We start from the raw sequence: 21,779 nt of genomic DNA, 5'->3' as shown, positions 1-21,779 counted from the left end.
CATTCCCCTATCCTTTTTCCTCTTAGTATAAAGAATAGTAGAGATGGCGGCTAGCCCTATTACCAGCCAAAATCTAGTGATTTGCCCGTTTCAACATACGTTTTCAGGCTGCTGAGGATGATCGCCCAGCTCTCTGCCGCCTTTGCCTCACTGGGATGATTGTCCGAAAATTGGTCATTGATCAGCGTCAGCTTCGTGCAAGAACCGGCCTGCTCCAGCGTGTAGATAATGCGGGAGGTTAACTCCGCATGATTTTCGTAATAGGATGGTCCCGGATGCTCCAGCATCGTCAGCTTGCTGCCTTCCTCGATTTCTATAATTTCGCCATAGACATGTAACGTCTCCGGTCCGTCATTTCCTGGACCAATATAAGAGAACGGGCTCCCCGGCTTTAATTCGGACTGGAGTACACAGTCAAAAAAGATGCGGCGCGTTCCTTCCGGCTGAACTAAGGCTTCCCATACTTTTGACGGCTCCGCGCCGATATACGTGACGAATGTATGACTCATAGCTGCACGCTCCTCTATCTGGATTTAATGAATATAAGCCAAGTATAATGGAGGTAATAGAGGCCGTATTGTAAAAAAGCGACAAACCGCTTAAGGAGTGATCGAGACGATGCCTTCCCCGCTCCAACACGCCAGCATGGGCGTCCTGAAACCCGCCGAGGCGGAGAAGCGATTCCAGCTGCTCCGGTTCCCTCCGTCACCTGATTTGGCTCCGTTCGTCAAGCATTATTGGATTGTAAGCTGGAATCTGGACGAATCGGTCCATTATGACCAGGATGTGATCCCGAATCCTTGCGTGAACATGGTTGCCGAGCATTCCGGCATCGCCGTCTACGGCGTATCCAGCCGAATGTATACGAAGCATCTGGAGGGCGCGGGCAGAGCTTTCGGCGTCAAGTTCCATCCCGGAGGCTTCTATCCCTATGCAAGACAGCCGCTCTCCTCGTTAACAGACAGTTCCATGAGCATGATGGATGCGTTTGGTACAGACGGAGATCAGCTTCTGTCCGCCCTGCGCAGCGGAGAGCCGCCTGAAGCGCTCATTCGCCATGCCGACAAGCTCTTGACGGAAGCTATTCCAAGGCGAGACCCTTTGTCCGCAACGATTCTCGAAATTGTAACCTATATTCAGCAGAACCGCGATGTAACTCGCGTCGAGCAGCTTAGCGCCCACTTTAACCTGCATATTAGGAAACTCCAGCGATTATTCCACAAATACGTCGGCGTAAGCCCCAAATGGGTGATTCAGCTTTACCGGCTTCATAATGCCGCTGAGATGCTGGATCGTGGAGAAGCAGATGACTGGGCGAAGCTGAGCGCGGAGCTTGGCTTTTTCGATCAATCCCACTTCATCCGTGCTTTCAAGTCGATGCTCGGCATGACGCCGGACTCTTATTATTCTCTCCCTGCCGAGAGTTGACCGGATTCCGTTGATGCGGTATAGTAAGGAAAAATAAGGTACGGAAATGCAGGAAGCACCTGCAAGGTTTGACATTCATGTCAGCCTTGCAGGTGCTTTTTTGCGTTTTCGCTCCTATTTGCCAAAGGAGGTATTCAACTTGAAAGCCCCGTTTATGCTACGAATCCTTTATCTCGTCGTTGCTTTATCGCTAGTCGGTTCAGCCGTCGCGCTTGCCGCGCCATTCGAATTTTCGGCAACCGCTAAGAAATCATTTGACAAGATCGTGGATAACGCCAGTGCTTCCGCCGCAACGCAGCTTAAGAAGAATTACGCTGAGCTTCAGACGCTCCAGAAACAAGATATCAGCTTTGACACCAAAATTAGCGCGCTCCGCTACAAAAATCAGGAGAATGATACGCTCATCCGCAAGCGGATCAAGGACATCGACAAGACCAAAATTTCCTCGCTGGAGGGAGATGTCGCCAAGGCGAAGCAAAGATACAAGCCATTGTTTGATTTGTACGATACACAGAGATCCCAGCTCAGCCTCGCCAAAGCCGCCAAAAACAAAGAATTGACCTCTATCGTTAACGTTAAAGTCGAAGTGACCAAAATCGCCGTTCAAGCAGCCAAAAAGGATATTAGCGCCAAAGAAGCTGCCGTGAAGAAAGCGAAGTCGGACGCCACCGCCAAGACAAAAGCCGTGCGAGACATTCTGGATGCCAACAAGGCCACAGAATCACGGATTAAAGCCGCCAAAAGCGCCGCCAGCCAGACGAAAAAGCTGTTCACCGCCGAATCGAAGGTGCTTCTGCAGACGGTGCGCAGCGGCGACGCATCCGGCACCTCATCTTCTCTGTCACGGATGCTCGTGCATATCAGGCAAATTCTCATAAACAAAACCAATATGCATTACTATGAGACGCAAATCGCTTCCGTTATTGCCAAAGCAGAGGCCAAGCTGAAGAGTTACTAACTCCGCCATCTCGTCCGGATAGCCGTCATATGCCACAGGTATGGCTATGCTGGACCGGCCAAGCTGCTTTTCATCTGAAGCCTGCTATAGGCTGACCAAGAATCTTTTATAGCTGAAGCGCTCCTTTCTGCCCAGTCAAAAAGGACGGCTCCAAGCTGCAATAGCGTGCCCGAGCCGTCCCATAGTGAAATTACGGATTAATAATGATATTGAAGGTCGATGTCGTATTTTTAATATCCTGATGGTTGTTGATCAGCTTTAGATTGTTGAACGTGACGGAACCGACGGCGGGACCTTGGCCCGGCTCTGGCATCTCATTGACCCAAATGCCGTATCCCGACTTCGCATCGAAGGCGTCGCCGCTCTTCTGCGCCCCGGAAATCGTAATATTGCTGAAGATCGTGTCCGTAACCGGATTTTCCGGCTGCGACCCGGTATACTTCGTCTGGAACATGATGCCGGAGTAGGTCGGATCGATAATGTCGACATTATTGACCCGGATGCCCTGAAACACCTTCGAAGCTGAGAATACCCAGATGCCCGGGAACGTCTGGCCGTTCCAGAAGTGGCCGCCTGCCCTTACGATCGAGATGTTCTCGAAGTTCGTCGTAGGCGAAGCGCCGAAGCCGTTCATCGGATAGCCAAAGTCCAGCGAGCTGATCGTAATGCCGGAATACGTCAGCGTGTCAGCGATATAGATATTGCGGAATGTGTTGCCGTAGCCGCCGTATACCGCTACGCCTGCCGCACGCCATGGCAATATGGCCGTCAGATTCTCATAGACGTTGCTGTGCATATCCGCGCCGCCTGCGTCGATGGCGGAGAATAACGCGAAGCTGTCGTCGCCCGTCGATCTGGCCTCAACATTGGATACCAGGTTATGCGTGCTGCCGTTCGTCATGTTGATACCATCCGCATACATGTTGCGGATACGCGAGTTTGTAATCTTCATGTAGTCAGTATTGGCGCCCCAATAGAGGCAAACCATGTGCTCCGCCCAGATGTTGTCGATCGTCATATTGGCGACATTGCTAAAGTCGAATACTTTGCCCGGACCGTCAATACGCGACGTATAATTGCCGAAATACGCAAAGCCTTTGAAAGTGGAGCCATTCGCCGAGCTCTCCGCCCGGAAGCCGACATCCGTATTGTTCTGGTTCGACGGAGCATAGAAGCGCGTATACCAAGGGCCTGCTCCAACGATTTGAACAGGCTTGCCGTACACCTGGAACTTATTCGCCGTCTCGTAATTGCCCGGCGGCAGGTAGACGCCTACGAGGTTGCCCGTCGTATCCATGCGCACCTGATCCAGCGCGTTCTGCACCGCTTGATGCGTGAATCCCGACGGCGTCACATATTTGGCCGGGTCTGGATTGGCGATTGGCGACACTTGCTCCAGATTAATGAAGTCAATGGCGTAAGACGTCGTGTTGGCCGCATCCTTTTGCAGCCTGATCTTGCTTCCTTGCGGAATTGTTGTGTCGAACATGATATTGGCCTCGTCATAAATATGGCGCGGCGATCCCTCTAACGGATTGTTCGAAGGATTCGCTTCATTGCCGTAATGCCATGTGTGCTTCGAAGTAAGAGGGATGGCTTTCGCAAACACTCCGTCTACGTATACATTCAACGTAGAATTCTGTCCTTGGCCATTCGCTGAATCCGGGATGGAGTACCGTGCCACAAGCGTATTCGTGCTTGCTTTTGCCGTAAACTCCACATAGCTGCCTGTTGTGTTAAGCGTAACGGCTTTACGGCCGGATGCTTCACCCGCCAGATCACCGATGATGCGGTTAGGACCGACGATGGATGCTCCTCCGCCAATGGACGCATCCTCCGCTTCATACATGTCGTACGGCATATTAGCCCCGCGCCCTACAAAGAAAGGCTGCGAACTGCTATTGTTGCCCTGCTTCACCGGAAGCTCATTGGCATCCACCGCAACCTGCACATTCACGTTGTATTTGCCGTTGCCTGCTGTCCATGTTCCCATGGCAACCGGTGCAGTCGTAACCCCGCTGCCGATCACGCCTGTATACGCGCCTGTCAGCGTCTTCAGGACCGCATTAGTTGCGGAGTCGGTGATCGTCAGCGTAATGTTATGCGCGCCGCCAGCCGATGCGAGGGTGCCTTGGTTTTTCAGTGCGACGGTGAACGACACCGTATTGCCCGCCGATGGATTGCTTGGCGACCAGCTTACTGATGACGCAATTAAGTCTGAGCTAGCTACCGGGCTGACAACAAGCGGCGACTGGCCGGTATAGCTGTTGTTATTTTCATTCAGCTCAATTACACTGTTCGCTTCGTCTACCTTCGCTGATACCGTATAGCTTCCGGCATTGCGATTGCCGGTATTAAGGGATACATTCGCAGAGGCACCCGCTGCCAGTGCGCCCACCGGAGCGGTACCAACAAGCGTCGTGCCTAGATAGAAATTCACATTTGTTGCGCCCGAGGCCAGTGTGCCTGTGTTCGCAACGGTCGCTTGAAGCGTAATCGCATTGGTTTCTATTGGTGACTGAGGGGTCCATGACAAGCCTGTAATCGTCAAATCCGGATTGGGAGCCGGTGAGCCGATGACCTGGAACTCCGCTACCTGGCCTGCGCTCGATCCGGTATTGGCGGTGATGCGAAGACGAACCTCCTTGGCCGTCGCGGACACTGGAATGGTCACGGTATTGCCCGTGGCAGGATTGAACGAATAGTTGGCCGAGGCGGCTATGGTCGAGAACCCCGATGCGCTCTGCTCGCGTCCCTGCACCTCCAGTGTCTGCGTCCTTGCGCCCCATGCGGAGCTAGGATTCAGCTTCAACACGATAGACGTCACGTTCGCATTGGCGCCAAGGTCGACAGTGAGCAGATTCGGATAAGAGCCGCCCGCGCCTTCCCAGTAGGTGTTCACATCATTGTCGTTCGCATTCGTGGCGATAAAGGTATGCACATAGGAAGTGCCTGTAATCGGCTTTCCTACAGCCAGGTTGCTGCCCGGGCCTGGCGTAGGCGTCGGTGATACTGTTGGTGTTGGTGTTGGTGTTGGTGTTGGTGTTGGTGTTGGTGTTGGTGTTGGTGTTGGTGTTGGTGTTGGTGTTGGTGTTGGTGTCGGGGTAGGTGTTGGTGTTGGTGTTGGTGTTGGTGTTGGTGTTGGTGTTGGTGTTGGTGTTGGTGTTGGTGTTGGTGTCGGGGTAGGTGTTACCGTTGGTGTTGGTGTGGTCGAAGCGACTACTGAAATAGAATCCAAATTGACATTGCCGCTATCTCCCGAATCATATTTATACGCGATTGTGTTCGTGCCGGAGGTGAGCGTCACGGTTTCCTTTTGCGTTGCCCACTGCGACCAGGAGGACTGATTAGCTAATGTTGTTTGCTTCACTTTTGTGCCGTTCACATATATACTGACTGTCTTACTGCCGCCCGAGGCGTTGCCATACCTTAACGTAACGTCATATTGCCCGGCGGAGGCTGCCTGTACCTGGAACGCTGTGCTAGCCCCTTGCTGCCAGTAGCCGTCTACGAAGCCTGAGCCGGTGTAACCGACATGATTATTGTTGATCTTGGCGCCGCCCGTTAGCGTAGCCGCTTCTGCCTCGTATGTGCCGGAGGTGCTGACAGGCGTTCCGATGACTTCCAGCTCCGACAATTGGCCTGCCGACCATCCAGTATTAGCTGTGTAATAGACCCGTACGAACCGTGTGTCGGTTGAAGGCAAGTCGATGTTAACCGTATTCCCTGTACTGGGATTAAATGCATAAGACGAAGATGCAACGATTGTGTTGTAAGCGCTACCATTTATACTGCCTTGAATAGATAAAGTTTGGCTTCTAGCTTCCCAGTTCCCCGGAAGCTTCAGCGTAACTCGAGTAATGCTGGACAAGTCCTCAAGATCTACTGCGATCCACTGCGGGAAAGCATTATTCGCGCTTTCCCAATACGATCCTTGGTTGCCGTCATTGGCATTGGCCGGACCGTATGGCGGCACGAAGGAGCTGGCGGACATTGTTTTACCTGCTGCCAGGTTGCTGGCCGCAGAAGTAGTTGGCGGATAAAGCGTAAGCTGTGACAATAAAAGCGTGAACGCTAGCAAAGCAATCCATATAGCTCGATGTCTAGGGCAGGAAAGTGTTTTCATCATGTTCCTCCTCTATTCTTTTTTCAATGCTGAGCCAATCCTAACAACTCTTTTTCGCTTGTATGCCGCTTGACTCACGCCTCCTCTCCATCTTCTCGGCTTCCCGGTCACTTCCACTATACGGCACCCTCACCGTCCATCCTAGGCGTATTCTTAAGCTTTGTATGTCTATTCTTACAATAAAAAAAGAGGAGCTCCACAATGCCCCTCTTGTCTCTATCGTGTTTTTCTATAGCGCAATACCGCCACAACAACCTCTGCTACGATGCCAACGGCGATGCCCCCTAGCGTCACCATCATAAAAGACAAAAAGCTGATTAAGTCCTCCCAGCCCGTCTTGTCCGATCCGTATAAGGCCATGGCAGCAAGCCCCGCGATTAATCCGGCATTTGAAAATCCCCATAGCCAGCGCGCCCCGAACCAGCCTGCAGCACTGAATGCGAAGGACACGACGGCTGCCAGCAGCAGCATTCTAAAAGCATGTACACCTGTAAAAACTTGACCCATATACACAAAACGAATGAGCCATATTGCCGCGCCGACGATTAACGTCGATCCGGCCGCAATGCCCCACCATTTGCCGCTTTTTGCCGCGGGAATCCATTTCATTGTTACATCTCCTTCTCCCATCAGCCCTATGCATAAATAGACGCGCCGAAAGTCACAATGTTTCGCTGGCAACCGCATACTTTAGTCCTTATGTCTCAGGCGGCATTCCGTGCTGCCATTTATTTTTGATTCGCAATCTCGCCAAGAACAGGATACCCAACTTATGCATATATTCTGCGCAAGTGGCGTGAAACCTGTCCGGACTGTAAATATTTTCTAAAATAACGTTGTTCCCCTTGGCATTCCACTTCGATTCTACTGCTTCCGACTGCTGCCATTCATGAATCCCCTTTTCTTAGCGCTGCGTTATGCCTGTTGTTCTTTACGCCTGTACTTCCGCTTGGGGAAGATACTCTTGTAGATGGCGATCGTATGCAGCGCGTTTTTGTCGCATGAGACCAAAGATCCATTCCCGTCAACGACAATGAGCGAGCGGGTAACCTTGTTCCGGTATCGATACCCTTCCGCCCCGTCCCCGTCATACTGCAAATAACCCATTAACGCGCTGGCCTCCGCCGGATGCGCCTTCTCCAAAAATAGCTCAATCGGAGCACGCGGCCCCGCATTCCCTTTCTGTACACCCATCAATAGCACCTCCGATTAAATGAAAAAGCACCGCGACTAACAGAACTAAGTTCTGAAGTCACGGTGCTCCCGCTTTCAATTCGTTACTAATAATGTAACATGATTCCAAATGACCTGCAACCGCACTAACCATCCCATTTTAAATAATTGTAAATGCTTCATGTCCTAAAGGATCGGATATGCCCGTGGCGAATCCGAAAGAAGGCATCTCCATTGCCCATCTTAAAAGAATGAAGGTGCTTCACATGTCCGGCTGCATAACATCAACCATTACGATTTTATCAACCAGCGATATCCACGGCTTCCGGTGTCCGCCGGACCAGTCGCCTTCGCTGTCCGACTGGAAGCGCCTGTCCGCGCTCACGGACCTGATCTCGGTCAAGAAGCGGCAGCACGGAAGCGCGCTGCTCTGGATAGACAATGGAGATCTGTATCAAGGCTCGCCATTATCCGATTATTTTATGAAGCGTATCCGGCATCAGAAGACCGCAAGCCATCCCATGACGGAATGGCTTGCGGCGGCAGGCTGCGATGCTTTTGTACCCGGCAATCATGAGTTTAATTACGGCAAGGAGGCGATCCGACTCGTCTCCTCTGATGCCCCTTGTCCATGGCTCTGTGCGAATATCGTGGATAGCGACACTCTCGAACCCTACTTCGGGACGCCTTACCGGATATGGACGAACGAAGCGGGAGTCCGAGCAGCGGTGCTCGGCTTAACGACCGCTTATATTCCTCATTGGGAGCTTCCCGCTCATATTGAAGGCCTGGCTTTCCTTCCTGCGGTAGAAGCCGCCAGAAAGTGGGTGCCTTATCTTCGCTCACAGCAGTCAGCCGATGTCGTGATCGTCTCCTACCACGGCGGATTCGAGAACGATCCCGCTACGGGCGAGCCGACAGAAGCTTGGACCGGGGAAAATGAAGGCTACCGCCTATGCACCGAGGTCAAAGGCATCGATGTGCTGTTAACCGGACACCAGCATCGCCGCATAGAGCATCATTTCATTGGCAGCACCGCTATTGTCCAACCCGGTGTATACGGCTCCCATCTGGGAGAAGCGCGGCTTACTCTTGCCCGTTCAGGTGATGGTCGCTGGAGTCTTCAAGAGGCAGCAACGCAGCTCATTCCGGTAACGGTCTCAGGCACCAGCGAGCAGCCCGAATGGCTTGCGCCTAGTCTCGTAGAGCTTAACCGCTGGATGGATAAGCCGCTTGGACGTATGGCAAGCGATCTGCTTATTCGGAATGCGCATGAAGTGAGACTTCGCAAGCATCCTTTCATCCAGTGGCTGAATGCCGTCCAGATGAAGGCTGCCGGAACTAGTGTCGCACTCACCGCGCTAATGGACAATCACGCTCCCGGCTTCGGCACTGTCGTGACGATGCGCGATATCGCAGCCAACTACCCCTATCCCAACACGCTGACGGTACGCAGGCTAAGCGGCTATCAGGTAAAGCTCGCATTAGAACATTCGGCCCGGTATTTTGAGCTGGATGAGAAAGGCGCAATTGCTGTGCATTCTTCCTTCTTGTACCCGAAGCCGCAGCCGTTTCATTACGATATGTGGGATGGAATTCACTATACGCTGGACATCTCTCGCCCTCCCGGAGAGCGGGTGTCGCGTCTTCTGTATGACGGCGCTCCGCTGGCTATGGATCAGGAGCTGGAAGTCGCAATGAACCATTACCGCGCGAGCGGCAGCGGCGGCTATAATATGATGCTTGAAGCGCCAATCGTAAGGCAATATACAACGGAAATTTCCGATTTGATGGCCGAAGCCCTCTCAGCCCGAGCCGAGTGGCATGTGGACTTGATTTCGAATTGGAACGTAATCGGGGAGCGGATTAACTGAAGAGTCTGCCGCAAGCTGCATTGGAGCAGCAGATCTGAAGTCGCAGATTAATGTGGATGCTCCCGTCTGCACAAAACTTCTTTGATGCAGGGTAACGAGATTGTCACTTCTTTATAAAAAGGCTCCAGACCTGGCTACTGCAGCGAGGCTGGAGTCTAACCGGGCGGCCCGTAATTCTAATCATCAATGATACATTAGAATGGGGCGATCCACAGTCTCCCCACCACGATAAACAAAGCAAATAGCAGCAATACGATATTCATGCCAAGGGCCTGGTTTTCATTGCGTTTTACATGGAACACAATCGCAAGCACCATTATGATAGCAATTCCAAGCGCAGCAATTGGCGTAAGGATAGCGGCTATGCCAAGCGCGCCAGGCAGAATGAGTCCCAATCCTCCCAATAGCTCCGAGATGCCGATGAACCGAACATAACCGTCTGAATATTGTTTCGTCCACGGAAGCTTTTCCTTCGACTTTTCATTAATCGTCGATTTCATGAGGCCGGCCATAAGGAACATAAGTCCGAGAAAAATTTGAACAGCCCACAATGCGATGTTCATCATACAACCTCCTTCCATTACTTGATATCATTAACTTACTATTTGTAACTTAGTTTATAATAGTAATGATTATGCGTCAATTCTTTTTTTATTCACCTTGGCGATTCACGATTCAACATACCATTCGTAAGTCTACCCCTTTCTCGAGGCTGCTGCGCGGCAGGTTCATCGTTCAGTCCCTTGCATTGTCCCTTTTGCGTGCTGATACTATAATAGAAGTACAGAAAGGGTGTTCATGTATGGAACAGAAGCAGCTTTGCACACGATTCGAGAAAGCCGTCGAACTATTAAGCAAACGATGGGTCGCTTTCATCATTTTCCGGCTTTTGTCCGGTCCCCAGCGTTTTTCCGATATTGATCACAGTCTGCCTAATCTGAGCGGCAAGGTTCTGTCAGACCGCCTGAAAGAGCTGGAGGCTGAGGGATTGATTCGCCGTGATGTGTATCCGGAGATGCCTGTCCGTATCGAATATTCGCTAACAGAGAAAGGCCAGGCATTATCTCCTTTGTTCACAGATATTGCAAGCTGGGCCGAACAATGGATTGATCCCGACGCCCCCTCGACAGACACAAAGCCATAAGAAAAGGCGGCAGAGCTTGCTCCGTCGCCTTTCTTTATGGCTTCATTTCTTAATCGCATGAATGGTTTGAAGCATTAATCATACTTCTGATCTCCTGTTTTGATATCCTGCTTCAAATCATGATTTGCCGGATTCCAAACCTAGCTGATGCATCTTATTCGCAACTCAAAAGCATGCATGTATCCAATGACGAACAAATTTTTTGCAGTCGATGAAACGACGGATGATTTGACTATAATTAAACTCTACTGCGAATTGTCTCGTCCTCCGGTTGCATCCAGATTTGCGATTATGCTACACTTGGTTCATTCCAAGGATTGGAGGGTTACATGGTGATAGATTACATCCGAGTTAGGTCTTTGCGCGGCTAATTGAATAGCGCCGAAGCTCTGCCTGTGCGCAGAGGACTCAGGATTGGTCTGTCTACATTCATCGTAACCATCTATAGCAAGACATATGGAGCAACACTTCCCTGCCTTTGGTATGCTGTGCTTATCAGCAGCAAGCCATGCCGTCGTGTGGGATGGACGTTGTCTATATACTGGGCTATAGAAGACCATTCTTTCACCTGTAATGAGGTTTTTATCCTCGTTGCCGGGTGCTGATCTCCTCTTGCGATAATAAACACAGGCTGCCTGCCTGTGTTTTTTTGATACTTAGTACAATCATTAGGAGGTTAAATATATGCAAGAATTAACGGAACAATTGGTTCAAAAAGCGATCGTCGTCGGTGTCCAGCTTCAGAAGGATTCAGACTTCGAATATTCCATGCTGGAGCTGCGCAATCTTGCCGCCGCTCGTTATATTGATGTCGTAGATGAATTAACTCAGAAAGCGGAGCGGGTCAATCCCTCCCATTATCTTGGAACAGGCAAAATCCAAGAGCTGAAGGCTCTGCTGGCGGGGCATGAGACAGAGATCGCCATCTTCAATGACGAGCTTTCCCCTTCTCAAATCCGCAATCTGGAGGCCGAGCTGGAATGCGTAGTAATGGATCGCACGATGCTGATCCTGGATATATTCGCAGAACGCGCCAAGACGCGCGAGGCACAGCTGCAGGTTGAAGTAGCGCGGCTGCAATATTCCTTGCCGCGGCTAATCGGCCTTCGTGCTTCGCTGGGCAGACAGGGCGGCGGCGGTGGCGCCGGCTTAAGAAACAGAGGCGCGGGCGAGACGAAGCTGGAGCTTGACCGTCGCCGGATTGAGGAGCGGATTACCGTTTTGCAGTCTGAGCTGGAGAAGCTCGTCGCTACGCGGCAGCAGCAGCGGAAGCAGCGGAAGAAAAACGATGTGCCGGTCGTCTGTCTGGTCGGCTATACGAATACGGGCAAATCCAGCTTAATGAACGCGTTGCTGGAGACGTACGATCCCGAGACAACCAAGCAGGTTTTTGCCAAGGATATGCTGTTCGCTACACTCGAGACTTCTGTCAGAAGCATCGATCTGCCAGACAACAAGTCCTTCCTGCTGACCGATACGGTCGGATTCGTGAGCCAGCTGCCCCATCACCTGATCAAAGCGTTTCGTTCCACGCTTGAGGAAGTGACGGAGGCCGACCTGCTGGTGCATGTAGTGGACTACGCCCATGATGACTACGAGCATCTCGTTAGCGTGACGAACGAGACGCTTGATGCGTTGGGAGCGGGAGACATCCCCACTGTCTACGCTTATAACAAGTGCGATCTGACCGATCATGCTTATCCGCAGGCGAACGAGCGCAGCGTATATATGTCAGTGAAGGAGCGAGCAGGGGTTGCCGAGCTCGTAGACGTTGTAAAAAATCATATCTTCAGCGACTACGTCGTGAAGGACATTTTGATCCCGTACGATCAGGGGCGTCTTGTCGCATACTTTAACGAGTGCGCCAACGTTCTGGAAACCAGCTACGAAGAAGGCGGCACCCGCATGAAGCTCGAATGCAGCCTGGCCGACTATGAGCGCCACCGGGAAGACTTCACCGAGCTGGAATAGGAGCGCTCTAAGCCGAGTTTTTCGGCTTGCAGAGCCTCGCGGCACGCGGGTGAGCGCTCTAAGCCGAGTTTTTCGGCTTGCAGCGCCTCGCGGCGAGCGGGTGAGCGCTCTAAGCCGAGTTTTTCGGCTTGCAAAGCCTCGCGGCGCGCGAGTGAGCGCTCTAACCCGAGTTTCTCGGCTTGCAGAGCCTCGCGACGCGCGGGTGAGCGCTCTAAGCCGAGTTTTTCGGCTTGCAGAGCCTCGCGGCGAGCGGGTGAGCGCTCTAAGCCGAGTTTCTCGGCTTGCAGAGCCTCGCGGCGCGCGAGTGAGCGCTCTAAGCCGAGTTTTTCGGCTTGCAAAGCCTCGCGGCGAGCGGGTGAGCGCTCTAAGCCGAGTTTTTCGGCTTACAGAGCCTCGCGGCGCCCGGACACACTCTCTAAGCCGAGTCTCTCGGCTTACACAAAAAATGCCCCTCCATGCTTCTTTGCATGGAGGGGCATTTTTATTTACAACGCGGACCAAGCGCAGCTAATGATTGCGTTTATAATACGTAATCGCCAGCGCGAGCGCGAGGACGGAGCCTTTCACGATATCCATCGCGTAATACGGGACCGACATCATGATGAGGCCATTCGACAGGATGCCGATGAGAATAGCGCCAACGAATGTGCCGAACGCATTCGGCTTGCCCGCGCCCAGCACGGAGTAACCGATAAAGGCAGCAGCAACCGCGTCCATCAGATAGGGACCGCCAGCGTTCACTTCTGCCGTCATGACGCGCGATGCCAGAATAATCCCGCCGATACCCGCGAACAACGCGGAAATCAGGTAAGCGAGCAGCCGGTACTTGCTTACGGCAATGCCCGACAGCTTGGCCGCCTCTGGATTGCCGCCAATCATATACATATACCGACCATGCTTCGTATAGGTCAGAAAGATATGCACGAGAATGACCACGACAAGCATAATGATGATAATGCCCGGCACCTTGCCCAAATTGCCAAACGCCTTTGGAATGATACCCGTTGCAAAATCGCCGTTTGGCATAATCATGTTTTGCGAGATGGTCGCGCCTCTCGTATACGTAAGCGCGATGCCTTGGAATATAAACATCGTCGCCAGCGTCATGAGCATGTCCTGTATCTTGAAATTAATGACCAGGAACGCATTAACCAAACCTACGACCAGACAGAAAAAGATCGTAATCGCCAGACTCACGCCAACGCCCTGCCCATGCCATACAAACAGTGATATGACTAGCGCATTCGCAACGGAAGCCGTCGAGCCAACCGACAAGTCAAATCCTCCGACTGCCAGCGATACCGTCAGGCCTATCGCAATAATCGTAACGATTGAGATCGAGCGCAGGATGTTAATTATATTGGCGGAGTTTAGAAAATTGTCCGTCATCGCGCCAAAAAAGACAATCAGCAGCAATATCGTAATGAGCGTCCCGTATTTGTACAGGAACTGGAATGCCCCGCCTGTGCCTCGGTTGGACCGGATTGCATTAGCCTTGTTCATGTGTGATTAAGCCCCCCGTGCTGTACAGCATAATTTCTTCCTCGTTGGTGTGAGCCGTATCCAGCTCCTTCAGGATCTCCCCGTCATACATCACATAGATGCGGTCCGTAATGCCCATAATCTCCGCGATTTCGCTGGACGCATACAAGACACTTTTGCCTTTGCTCGCAAGCTCCGCGATGAGATTGTAAATATCCCGTTTGGCGCCCACATCGACGCCTTTCGTCGGCTCGTCGAAAATATAGACGTCCGCATCGGTCAGCAGCCACTTGCCGATCGCAATCTTCTGCTGGTTACCGCCGGACAGGTTGCGGACCTTCGCCTGTTGGCCCGGAGTCTTCACCCCAAGACTCTGAATAATCTCTTGCGTCACCACCCGCTCCTGCCTGCCGCTAACCCAGGATGCTCCATTCGCATACTTGGACAGGCTGGCAGCCGTTACGTTCATCACGACCGACTCCTCAACAAAGATCCCCTCGCGGCGGCGTTCTTCCGGCACCAAAGCTAATCCGCTGCGGACTGCCTGATGCGGACTGCGCACCTTCAGCTTCGTTCCATTCAAGAACAGGTCGCCCTTCGCCGTCTCCGATGCGCCGAACAATGCCCGGCACAACTCCGTCTTGCCGGCTCCAACCAAGCCAGCTAAACCCACAATCTCGCCCTTCCGTACCGTCAAAGAAACACCGTTCACCTTGCCGCTGTCATACATATCCTTCGCTTCAAAAGCAATCTCACCGACACGGCTATCCCGCTCCGGGAATTGGCCGTCGAGCTTGGCACCCAGCATATGCTCCACAATCTCCTGCTGCTCCAGCTTCGCAATCTCTTCGCGCGTCACCAAGCGACCGTCTCGCATAATCGTAATGTCGTCGCAAATCTCGTACAGCTCCGGCAGCCGGTGCGAAATAAAGATAATGCCGACCCCATCCGACTTGAGCAGCCTGACGAGAGAGAAGAGCGCTTCCGTCTCGCTGATGCTAAGCGGTGCTGTAGGCTCGTCCAATACGAGAAATTTGCATTCCATCGAGACAGACCGGGCAATCAGCACCATCTGTTTCTCCGCCAGCGTCAATTCCTGCACCAGCTTCCGTGTAGGTACTCTCACCTTGAGCCGGTCCAACACCGCCTGCGCCGCTCGGTGCAGCTGTTTCCAATTCATCATATGTTTGCCGCGCATGCCGTGCACGGTATGTTCCATCATAATATTTTCACCGACGGACAGATTCGGGATCAGTGCCGTATCCACTTCCTGATAGACAATCTGAATACCATGGTTCTTTGCTTCCTTCGGGCTTCGAATATTCGCAAGCTGACCGTTCAGCAGAATCTCGCCTGTGTAATGGCTGTAAGCGCCGGACAGCACCTTCATCAGCGTAGACTTGCCCGCCCCGTTCGCGCCGATCAGCGCATGGGATCTTCCGCTCTCCGTATGGAAATCCACTTCGGTCAGTGCCTGTACTCCGGGGAAGGCAATCGAGATGCCTTTCATCTCCAGTCGCGTTCTATTGTGATCCACCAAGAGGCGCACCTCCCTCTCCAAACAGGATTCAGCGCCCCCATCCAACGGATAAGGGCGCCTGTATGTTGTCCTATTATAGCATTCTACCAGCCTACTTGGCGTTAGCTTCTTTGAGTGCTTTCATCCAATCCTCTTCAAAAGCGTCCGTCGTGCCCCAACCCGGAATAATGTCCGCCAGCGTTGCTACGTTAACCGCTTCGCTCGATTTCTTCAGGTTCTCTTGCGTGATCAGAGCCGCATCCAGATCGAAGGTCGCAGGCGTCTCTTCCCCGGCCAGCTTCTTCGCTGCGATACGTACGTTAACCGCGCCAATCATCTTCGCGTCTACAGCAGCCGTAGCTACCCACGGGCTGTTCTCTTCTTGCATCGCTTGCAGGTCGGCATTGGATACGTCGATGCCGTAGACTTTGATCTCCGTGCGTCCCGCTTCTACCAGAGCTCGGGTAGCGCCGATGGCGAATGCATCCCAAGTTGCGAAGATCGCGTCGATCTCGCCTTTCGGATATTGCGTCAGCATGGCGGCAACGGCGTTTTGCGTTTCAACCGTTGTATTGTCGTTGGCAACGCCGAAGCGTGCTACTTCCTTAATGCCAGTGTGCTTCGCCAGCACATCTTGGTAAACATGGTTGCGGCGGACCATTGGCGGGAAGCCGTCTACCCACAGGTATACGATCTTCGCTTCTTCGCCGTGCTGCTTCACCAGCTCGTCCAATGCGTATTGCGCCAGCGCTTCGTCCTTCTGGGATGTCAGCGTCACGCCTTCCACCGTGCTCAGATCGCCGATGGAGTCGAAGGCTACTACTTCAATGCCTTTGTCTCTCAGCTTTTGCGCCAGTTCCACTACCGCAGCATCCTCTGCATGGGACAAGACTACCGCATCCACATCACTGTTCGCTGCTTGCTCAATCGCGTCCAGATACTTCGCCGTATCCCCGTTCGCCGAGAACGTGTCAACCTTGAAGCCCAGCGCTTCTCCCTCTTGCTTAGCGCCTGCCAGGAATTGCGCTGTATGATCGTCGCCGCCGATTTTACGGATAACTTTAATTTTAATATCGCCCTTCTCTTTCAATGCCGCAGGCAGATTCTCTACCTCTTTCACGGAACCTCCGGAAGATTTCCCGGTATCCGCTCCGCAGCCCGTTGCCGCGATTACAATCGCCAGCATCAGCACCAAAACGACGCTTAATTTATTTCTTTTAAACATGCTGAACTCTCTCCTTCTGACTGATTCATTCACCGCTTTAATACAAGTAATCCTATCGGATATACCCAGGATCGTCAATAGGTTATCCCTAATTTTTTGAAAAAATTTTCATAGATTAGTCCCTTTTCCATAGAAAATCTTAATCCAAATTCCTTCTATACCATCGCTACCGCCGTCTTATACCGGGGAAAATGAAGCGTAAAGCGGGTTCCCTTGCCCACCTCGCTCCTCACATCGATCTTTCCATGCATCTTCTTAATAATGCTGAAGGAAATCATCGTACCGAGACCCGTCCCCTTCTCCTTGGTCGAATAATAAGGTGTTCCAAGACGCTTCAGCTGATCGCCCGTCATGCCGCTTCCCGTGTCGCGGATCATGACTGTTGCTGTATCGTTACGGCATTCGGTCACCAGCTCCAGCGTTCCGCCGTTTGGCATCGCCTCGATCGCATTTTTCCCAATATTAATTAACGCTTGGCGGAATTTGTACTTGTCCCCTATCGTCAGCGGCACTTCACCATTCGTCAGTTGAACGGACAGATGCACATTATTGAAGTTCGCGTAGGTCAGCAGAATGTTAGACAAGTATTCGACCTCAATATTCACATTGATCGCTTCCATCAGTTCGGGATCGGTTCTGGCCAGCGACAAATAATCCGCAATAATATGCTCCGCCCGGTCCAGCTCGGAGAAGCAAATATTTTTGTAGAATTCTTTTTTCTCCGGTTGAATGCCGGGTGCGCCGAGCAGATGGATAAAACCCCGGACGGCGGTGAGCGGATTGCGGATCTCATGGGCGACCGATGCCGCCATATCGCTGACAAGCCGCATCTTCTCGCTCTTCACAACTTCTTCCTGCATATGATAATGCCTGTTCAAAAATTCAATGGCATAGACCGTAACCCCAACGATTAAAGCTTGCATCGCATAGGTAGTGAGCAGGTGCAACGGTTGATTCAGCAAATACTGCTGCTGGTTCGTAATCGTGAGAAATAAAAGGAGCGTAATCAACTTAATGAGGATGCTGAGGATGACAGCCCAGGCGATCTTCCAGGCCAGTGATGCATGCTGGAATTTGCGTATGGCTATGTAGACAATCAGGTAGGTCGGCAATAGGGAGATCGCATAGATCATATTGTCAGGACTGCCTAACAAATAACGGGTCACGATCAGCGTCCCGTAGAGCAGCAGAGCGATAACGCCCCCTCCGTACAAGGAACCGATGGTCAGCGGTATAGACCTGAAGTCGTAGTTGAAGCCGATAACTTTTACAGGGAAGCACATGGTTACAATCAAAGCCAGCGCAAAAATAAAGAACATCAGGGAGCGGTAGTACAACAGACGGTTTTTCAGCCTATACAAAAAGGGGTATAGCACGAACGGGGATGAGATAATAAGCACATTCAATAGAAAATCTTTGAGAAAGTGTTCCATATAAGCCCCCTTGACCATCTATGGATATTCTTTATAACGGCACAGCAATCCAAATATAGCATAAATTCGAATTTCCTACCGCAAAAATCATTTCGTCAAAAAAGACGCCTATCGCTAGGCGCCTTCTGTTAAGAAGCATGTTCGGTTATGGCAAAAGTCAGCTTGTTTTTCCCTTTGCTCTTGGAGGCGTACAGCGCTTGGTCAGCCAGCTTCAGCAGCAGCTGCGGGTCCGTCCCGTTATGCGGCCACATGGCGCCGCCGATACTGCAGCTTACCTTCGCAATTCCGGCTTCCAATTCGAACGGCACGCGCAGATTCTCCAATATGCGATTGGCCGCATCGTTCGCTTCCAGCAGTGCTCCTTGCAACGGGACGGACAAAACGGCAACAAATTCGTCTCCTCCCATGCGGAATGCATAATCTTGCGCTTTCATGCAGTCCCTTATGCGTGTCGCGGCTTGGCGAAGCAGCTCATCTCCTGCGTCGTGACCAAGCGAATCGTTAACGCCCTTGAACCCGTCAAGGTCCATATAGAGAAAGGCCAGTGCGCCGTTCTTCTCCTCAGCATGCTTGATCGCTCTTGTCACACTAGCCTCTAACGATGAACGGTTCAGCAGTCCGGTCAGCTTGTCCCGATGAGCCTGATCTTCCATCTTGACCAGCTCGGATTCCGTAGCCGTCAGCTCTGCAATAAGCCCGCGCAGAGAAGAGGACAATACTTCAATATCCTTAATCCCCCGAGCTTGCGGAATCTCTGTCTTATCCCCCCGCCGCAGTCGATCGGCTGCTTCCGCAATCCGGGAGAGCGGCTTCGAAATGTTTCCCGCAAACAACCACGCCAGTACGGAGAAGAGCAAAGTAAGCACTACGCCTAGCAATACGATATCTTTTACGAGCGAGTGAATAGGGGCAAAAGCAACCTCGGCAGGCTGACGAACGATAATTTTCCAGCCCATTCCGGGATAATTGTTGTAGCCTGCGCCCTGCGCAAAGCCCGTCAAGTAAGACCGACCATCCGGCCATTGCTGGACCGTCCATTCGTTAGTCCCGCTATATTGCCCGGCTCCTTCAAGCACGAGTTTTTTGCCAGCCCAAGAGTCCGGACCAAGCAGCACCGTATCGTCTATCGCACTTAAGATGAATACTTCAATCGCGTTCTTACTGTCCCCTTGGAGCGATTTTAGTACGGAAAACTTAATTTCCTTGGTCCATTCCCAGCTGAGATGGGCGGCCAATACGCCCGTCAGCTTTCCGTTGTCATCGAACAACGGTGTACTGATATCAACGAATTTCAGCGGCTCTCCCGTAGGGTTCGGCAGCAGCTCCGATAAGAGCACCGCATCATGCACATCGCCTATGAACGGCTTCTCCAGCGCTTCCTTGTACACCGGACGCCCGGCAATGCTGCTGCCTACCAGAATGCCCCCTGTAGATGCCAATATGTTCCCATCCGGATCGGACAGCCCCACCCACGAGAAGGAAGGTATATTTTTATTCAGCTCACGCAATAGCCCCCTCACTTCTTCCAAATCCGAAGGAAAGCGCAGCGCTTTCAAATGGCTTAACAACAAAATTTCGTTATAGCGCGACCACATATAGTAATCCAGCTTATCGGACATCTGATAGGCAAGTGCAGCGAGCGAGCCGCCTATTTCCTCTCTGACCTCATGGCTGGTTCTCTGGCTAATCACTACACTCATGGAGACGATTACTACGATAATTAGACAGGCAAACGATAACAAAAAATACGTTCTCAGCTTCATCGTCGCGCCCCCCTCTCGCGGTCTATGTCGATACGTGTCGATGCAGCCGGATTCAGCAGTATTATAGTCTATTTATGGGATTTAAGGAAGGTATAAAAAAGGACGCCCCGTAACCACTTGAACCGTGGCTTTGGAGGCGTCTGTGTTTATGAGATGATCAGCCGATTGATAAGCTTCTGCGCTGCTCAGGTCCTGGAAGAGAGGCCCCTGCGAGCTCTTGCCCACTTTTTACTTCCCGGCTACGTCCTGAGGATGGGGCTCCGTCAGCAGCTCTGCCGCACGCGCATTGGATTCCACCTGAGCCGGGTCCTTGCAGCCCGGTATAACCGTCGTGACCGCCGGGTGCTTCAAGCACCATGCCAGCGCCCAACTTGCCATATCCACGCCGGCAGGCACTTCCTCGCGAGCGATGCGCTCTACCTCCTCCAGCTTCTGCCGCGTAGCTTCAGCATCATGGCGATGGCGCACGTCATTGTTCGCAAATACCGCTCCAGGCTTGTATTTCCCGCTCAAGTAGCCGCTCGCAAGCGGAACGCGGGCAAGTACACCCAGATCCTGGCGCTCGCAGGACGGGAAGACTTGCTCCTCCGGCTTGCGGTCCAGACGGTTGTACACGACCTGAATCGTGCGGGAATTGACGCTTGTCGAGGCATCGGTCTGATGCAAATTGTCATTTTTGCCGATCGACGTGCCGAGGAACCGGATCTTACCGGCTTGAACCTGCTTGTCCAGTGTCGTCCACAGCTCATCGTTATCGAATGCAACATCCGGTCCGGAATGGAATTGATACAGATCAATGTACTCCAGCTTCAGTGCCTTCAACGAAGCGTCGAGCTGAGCGGTCACGCCCGCCGCATCGTATACGTCTGTACGCGTGAACAGATTATGGAAGTGATGCCCGAACTTCGTCGCGACGATCCAGTCCTCGCGGTTTCTCCGGCTCAAATAATCGCCAATTAAACTCTCCGACAGGTGGTCGCCGTAGCATTCTGCCGTATCGATCAGATTGATGCCGAGCTCATGCCCTTTATCCAGAATCGCATCTGCTTCCGCTTGCGTATATTCGCGGCCCCACTCTCCGCCGAACTGCCAGGTCCCTATACCGATCACCGACACATGCAGGTTCGTACTGCCCAAACGTCTATACTTCATAACGACTCTCCTCCCAGCTCATACGATTTCTACACCATTATACCTTTTGGAAGGCGCGATTAAAAACAAGCTGGTTTACAACAGTTGACAATTATCGATTACAAATGTAATCTATTGAAGATTACACGTGTAATTCTTTGAAAAGGAGAGTTCTAGCATGCGAGATATTCCATCCATCTCCGAAGCCGAGTGGGAAGTCATGACGATCTTATGGCGCAAGTCCCCTATCACGGCGCAGGAAGTCATCGTTACACTTGAAGACGATAAGGCGTGGAAGCCTAAGACGGTTAAAGCACTGATTAGCAGACTTCTGAAGAAAGAGGCTATTTCATTTGTCGCGGAAGGCAAAACGTACTACTATTCACCCGCAGTATCGGAGGATGAATGCTACCGTTCGGAACGAAAATCATTTTTGCAGCGGTTCTATAAGGGCTCCCCTGCACCTATGCTTGTTCATTTCCTGAAGGACGAGAAGCTTACCAAAGAAGAAATCCATGAGCTGAGACGGATTTTGGATGAAAAGGAGTAGCG

Annotated in this window: 17 protein-coding genes; 6 read left to right on the top strand and 11 right to left on the bottom strand. The window is 52.1% G+C overall.

Annotated elements, in window-relative coordinates; all coding sequences use genetic code 11:
- Nucleotides 1–59: 59 nt before the first annotated feature.
- The gene (locus ACFVSO_RS23335) at nt 60–509 is read right to left on the bottom strand and encodes an SRPBCC family protein (RefSeq protein WP_387478188.1); all 450 of its coding nucleotides are present in this window, start codon (nt 507–509) and stop codon (nt 60–62) included.
- A gap of 109 nt (nt 510–618) precedes the next feature.
- Here ACFVSO_RS23335 and ACFVSO_RS23330 point away from each other — a divergent pair, with 109 nt between their 5' ends.
- On the top strand, nt 619–1,428 hold the full coding sequence (locus ACFVSO_RS23330; RefSeq protein ID WP_387478185.1) for an AraC family transcriptional regulator: 810 nt from the start codon (nt 619–621) through the stop codon (nt 1,426–1,428).
- A gap of 139 nt (nt 1,429–1,567) precedes the next feature.
- Nucleotides 1,568–2,386, top strand: a complete 819-nt coding sequence (locus ACFVSO_RS23325; RefSeq protein ID WP_387478182.1) for a hypothetical protein — start codon at nt 1,568–1,570, stop codon at nt 2,384–2,386.
- A 190-nt stretch (nt 2,387–2,576) separates the two neighbouring features.
- Here ACFVSO_RS23325 and ACFVSO_RS23320 read toward each other — a convergent pair whose 3' ends face one another.
- From ACFVSO_RS23320 to ACFVSO_RS23310, 3 genes are all read right to left on the bottom strand, one after another.
- Nucleotides 2,577–6,515 (bottom strand): discoidin domain-containing protein, encoded by a 3,939-nt coding sequence (locus ACFVSO_RS23320; RefSeq protein WP_387478179.1) that lies wholly within the window; start codon nt 6,513–6,515, stop codon nt 2,577–2,579.
- Nucleotides 6,516–6,728: 213 nt separating this feature from the next.
- Nucleotides 6,729–7,121 (bottom strand): hypothetical protein, encoded by a 393-nt coding sequence (locus ACFVSO_RS23315; RefSeq protein ID WP_387478176.1) that lies wholly within the window; start codon nt 7,119–7,121, stop codon nt 6,729–6,731.
- 306 nt (nt 7,122–7,427) lie between these two features.
- A complete protein-coding gene (locus ACFVSO_RS23310) occupies nt 7,428–7,706 on the bottom strand; it encodes a hypothetical protein (RefSeq protein WP_387478174.1) in 279 nt (92 codons plus the stop codon).
- Between the two features lie 185 nt (nt 7,707–7,891).
- On the opposite strand from ACFVSO_RS23310, the gene ACFVSO_RS23305 reads away from it, so the two are divergent.
- The gene (locus ACFVSO_RS23305) at nt 7,892–9,559 is read left to right on the top strand and encodes a bifunctional metallophosphatase/5'-nucleotidase (RefSeq protein WP_387478171.1); all 1,668 of its coding nucleotides are present in this window, start codon (nt 7,892–7,894) and stop codon (nt 9,557–9,559) included.
- Nucleotides 9,560–9,753: 194 nt separating this feature from the next.
- On the opposite strand, the gene ACFVSO_RS23300 is transcribed toward ACFVSO_RS23305, so the two are convergent.
- A complete protein-coding gene (locus tag ACFVSO_RS23300; protein WP_387478169.1) occupies nt 9,754–10,125 on the bottom strand; it encodes a DoxX family protein in 372 nt (123 codons plus the stop codon).
- 236 nt (nt 10,126–10,361) lie between these two features.
- Between ACFVSO_RS23300 and ACFVSO_RS23295 the strand changes: the two genes are divergently transcribed.
- Together ACFVSO_RS23295 and hflX are read left to right on the top strand one after the other, a co-directional pair.
- Entirely contained in the window at nt 10,362–10,703 is a 342-nt protein-coding gene (locus ACFVSO_RS23295) for a winged helix-turn-helix transcriptional regulator (RefSeq protein ID WP_387478167.1), read from the top strand.
- A gap of 684 nt (nt 10,704–11,387) precedes the next feature.
- Nucleotides 11,388–12,674: a GTPase HflX gene (gene hflX / locus ACFVSO_RS23290; RefSeq protein ID WP_387478165.1), complete on the top strand. Its 1,287-nt coding sequence runs from the start codon at nt 11,388–11,390 to the stop codon at nt 12,672–12,674.
- A 507-nt stretch (nt 12,675–13,181) separates the two neighbouring features.
- Here the strand turns inward: hflX and ACFVSO_RS23285 are convergent.
- From ACFVSO_RS23285 to ACFVSO_RS23260, 6 genes are all read right to left on the bottom strand, one after another.
- Nucleotides 13,182–14,177 (bottom strand): ABC transporter permease, encoded by a 996-nt coding sequence (locus tag ACFVSO_RS23285; RefSeq protein ID WP_387478163.1) that lies wholly within the window; start codon nt 14,175–14,177, stop codon nt 13,182–13,184.
- Nucleotides 14,164–15,666, bottom strand: a complete 1,503-nt coding sequence (locus ACFVSO_RS23280) for a sugar ABC transporter ATP-binding protein (RefSeq protein WP_387478423.1) — start codon at nt 15,664–15,666, stop codon at nt 14,164–14,166. The genes ACFVSO_RS23285 and ACFVSO_RS23280 overlap by 14 nt, the downstream gene beginning before the upstream one ends.
- A 121-nt stretch (nt 15,667–15,787) precedes the next feature.
- On the bottom strand, nt 15,788–16,900 hold the full coding sequence (locus ACFVSO_RS23275) for a sugar ABC transporter substrate-binding protein (protein WP_387478161.1): 1,113 nt from the start codon (nt 16,898–16,900) through the stop codon (nt 15,788–15,790).
- A gap of 155 nt (nt 16,901–17,055) precedes the next feature.
- The gene (locus ACFVSO_RS23270; RefSeq protein ID WP_387478158.1) at nt 17,056–18,333 is read right to left on the bottom strand and encodes an ATP-binding protein; all 1,278 of its coding nucleotides are present in this window, start codon (nt 18,331–18,333) and stop codon (nt 17,056–17,058) included.
- 128 nt (nt 18,334–18,461) lie between these two features.
- The gene (locus ACFVSO_RS23265; RefSeq protein ID WP_387478156.1) at nt 18,462–20,096 is read right to left on the bottom strand and encodes a sensor domain-containing diguanylate cyclase; all 1,635 of its coding nucleotides are present in this window, start codon (nt 20,094–20,096) and stop codon (nt 18,462–18,464) included.
- Nucleotides 20,097–20,324: 228 nt separating this feature from the next.
- Entirely contained in the window at nt 20,325–21,248 is a 924-nt protein-coding gene (locus tag ACFVSO_RS23260; protein ID WP_387478154.1) for an aldo/keto reductase, read from the bottom strand.
- 157 nt (nt 21,249–21,405) lie between these two features.
- Between ACFVSO_RS23260 and ACFVSO_RS23255 the strand changes: the two genes are divergently transcribed.
- Nucleotides 21,406–21,777 (top strand): BlaI/MecI/CopY family transcriptional regulator, encoded by a 372-nt coding sequence (locus ACFVSO_RS23255; RefSeq protein ID WP_387478151.1) that lies wholly within the window; start codon nt 21,406–21,408, stop codon nt 21,775–21,777.
- The last annotated feature ends 2 nt before the right edge of the window (nt 21,778–21,779 follow it).

The sequence above is a fragment of the Paenibacillus sp. NPDC057967 genome (assembly GCF_042887015.1).
GTDB lineage: Bacteria > Bacillota > Bacilli > Paenibacillales > Paenibacillaceae > Pristimantibacillus.
The sequence above is the reverse complement of the archived record's forward strand: the minus strand, read 5'-3'. Positions and strand labels throughout refer to the sequence as shown.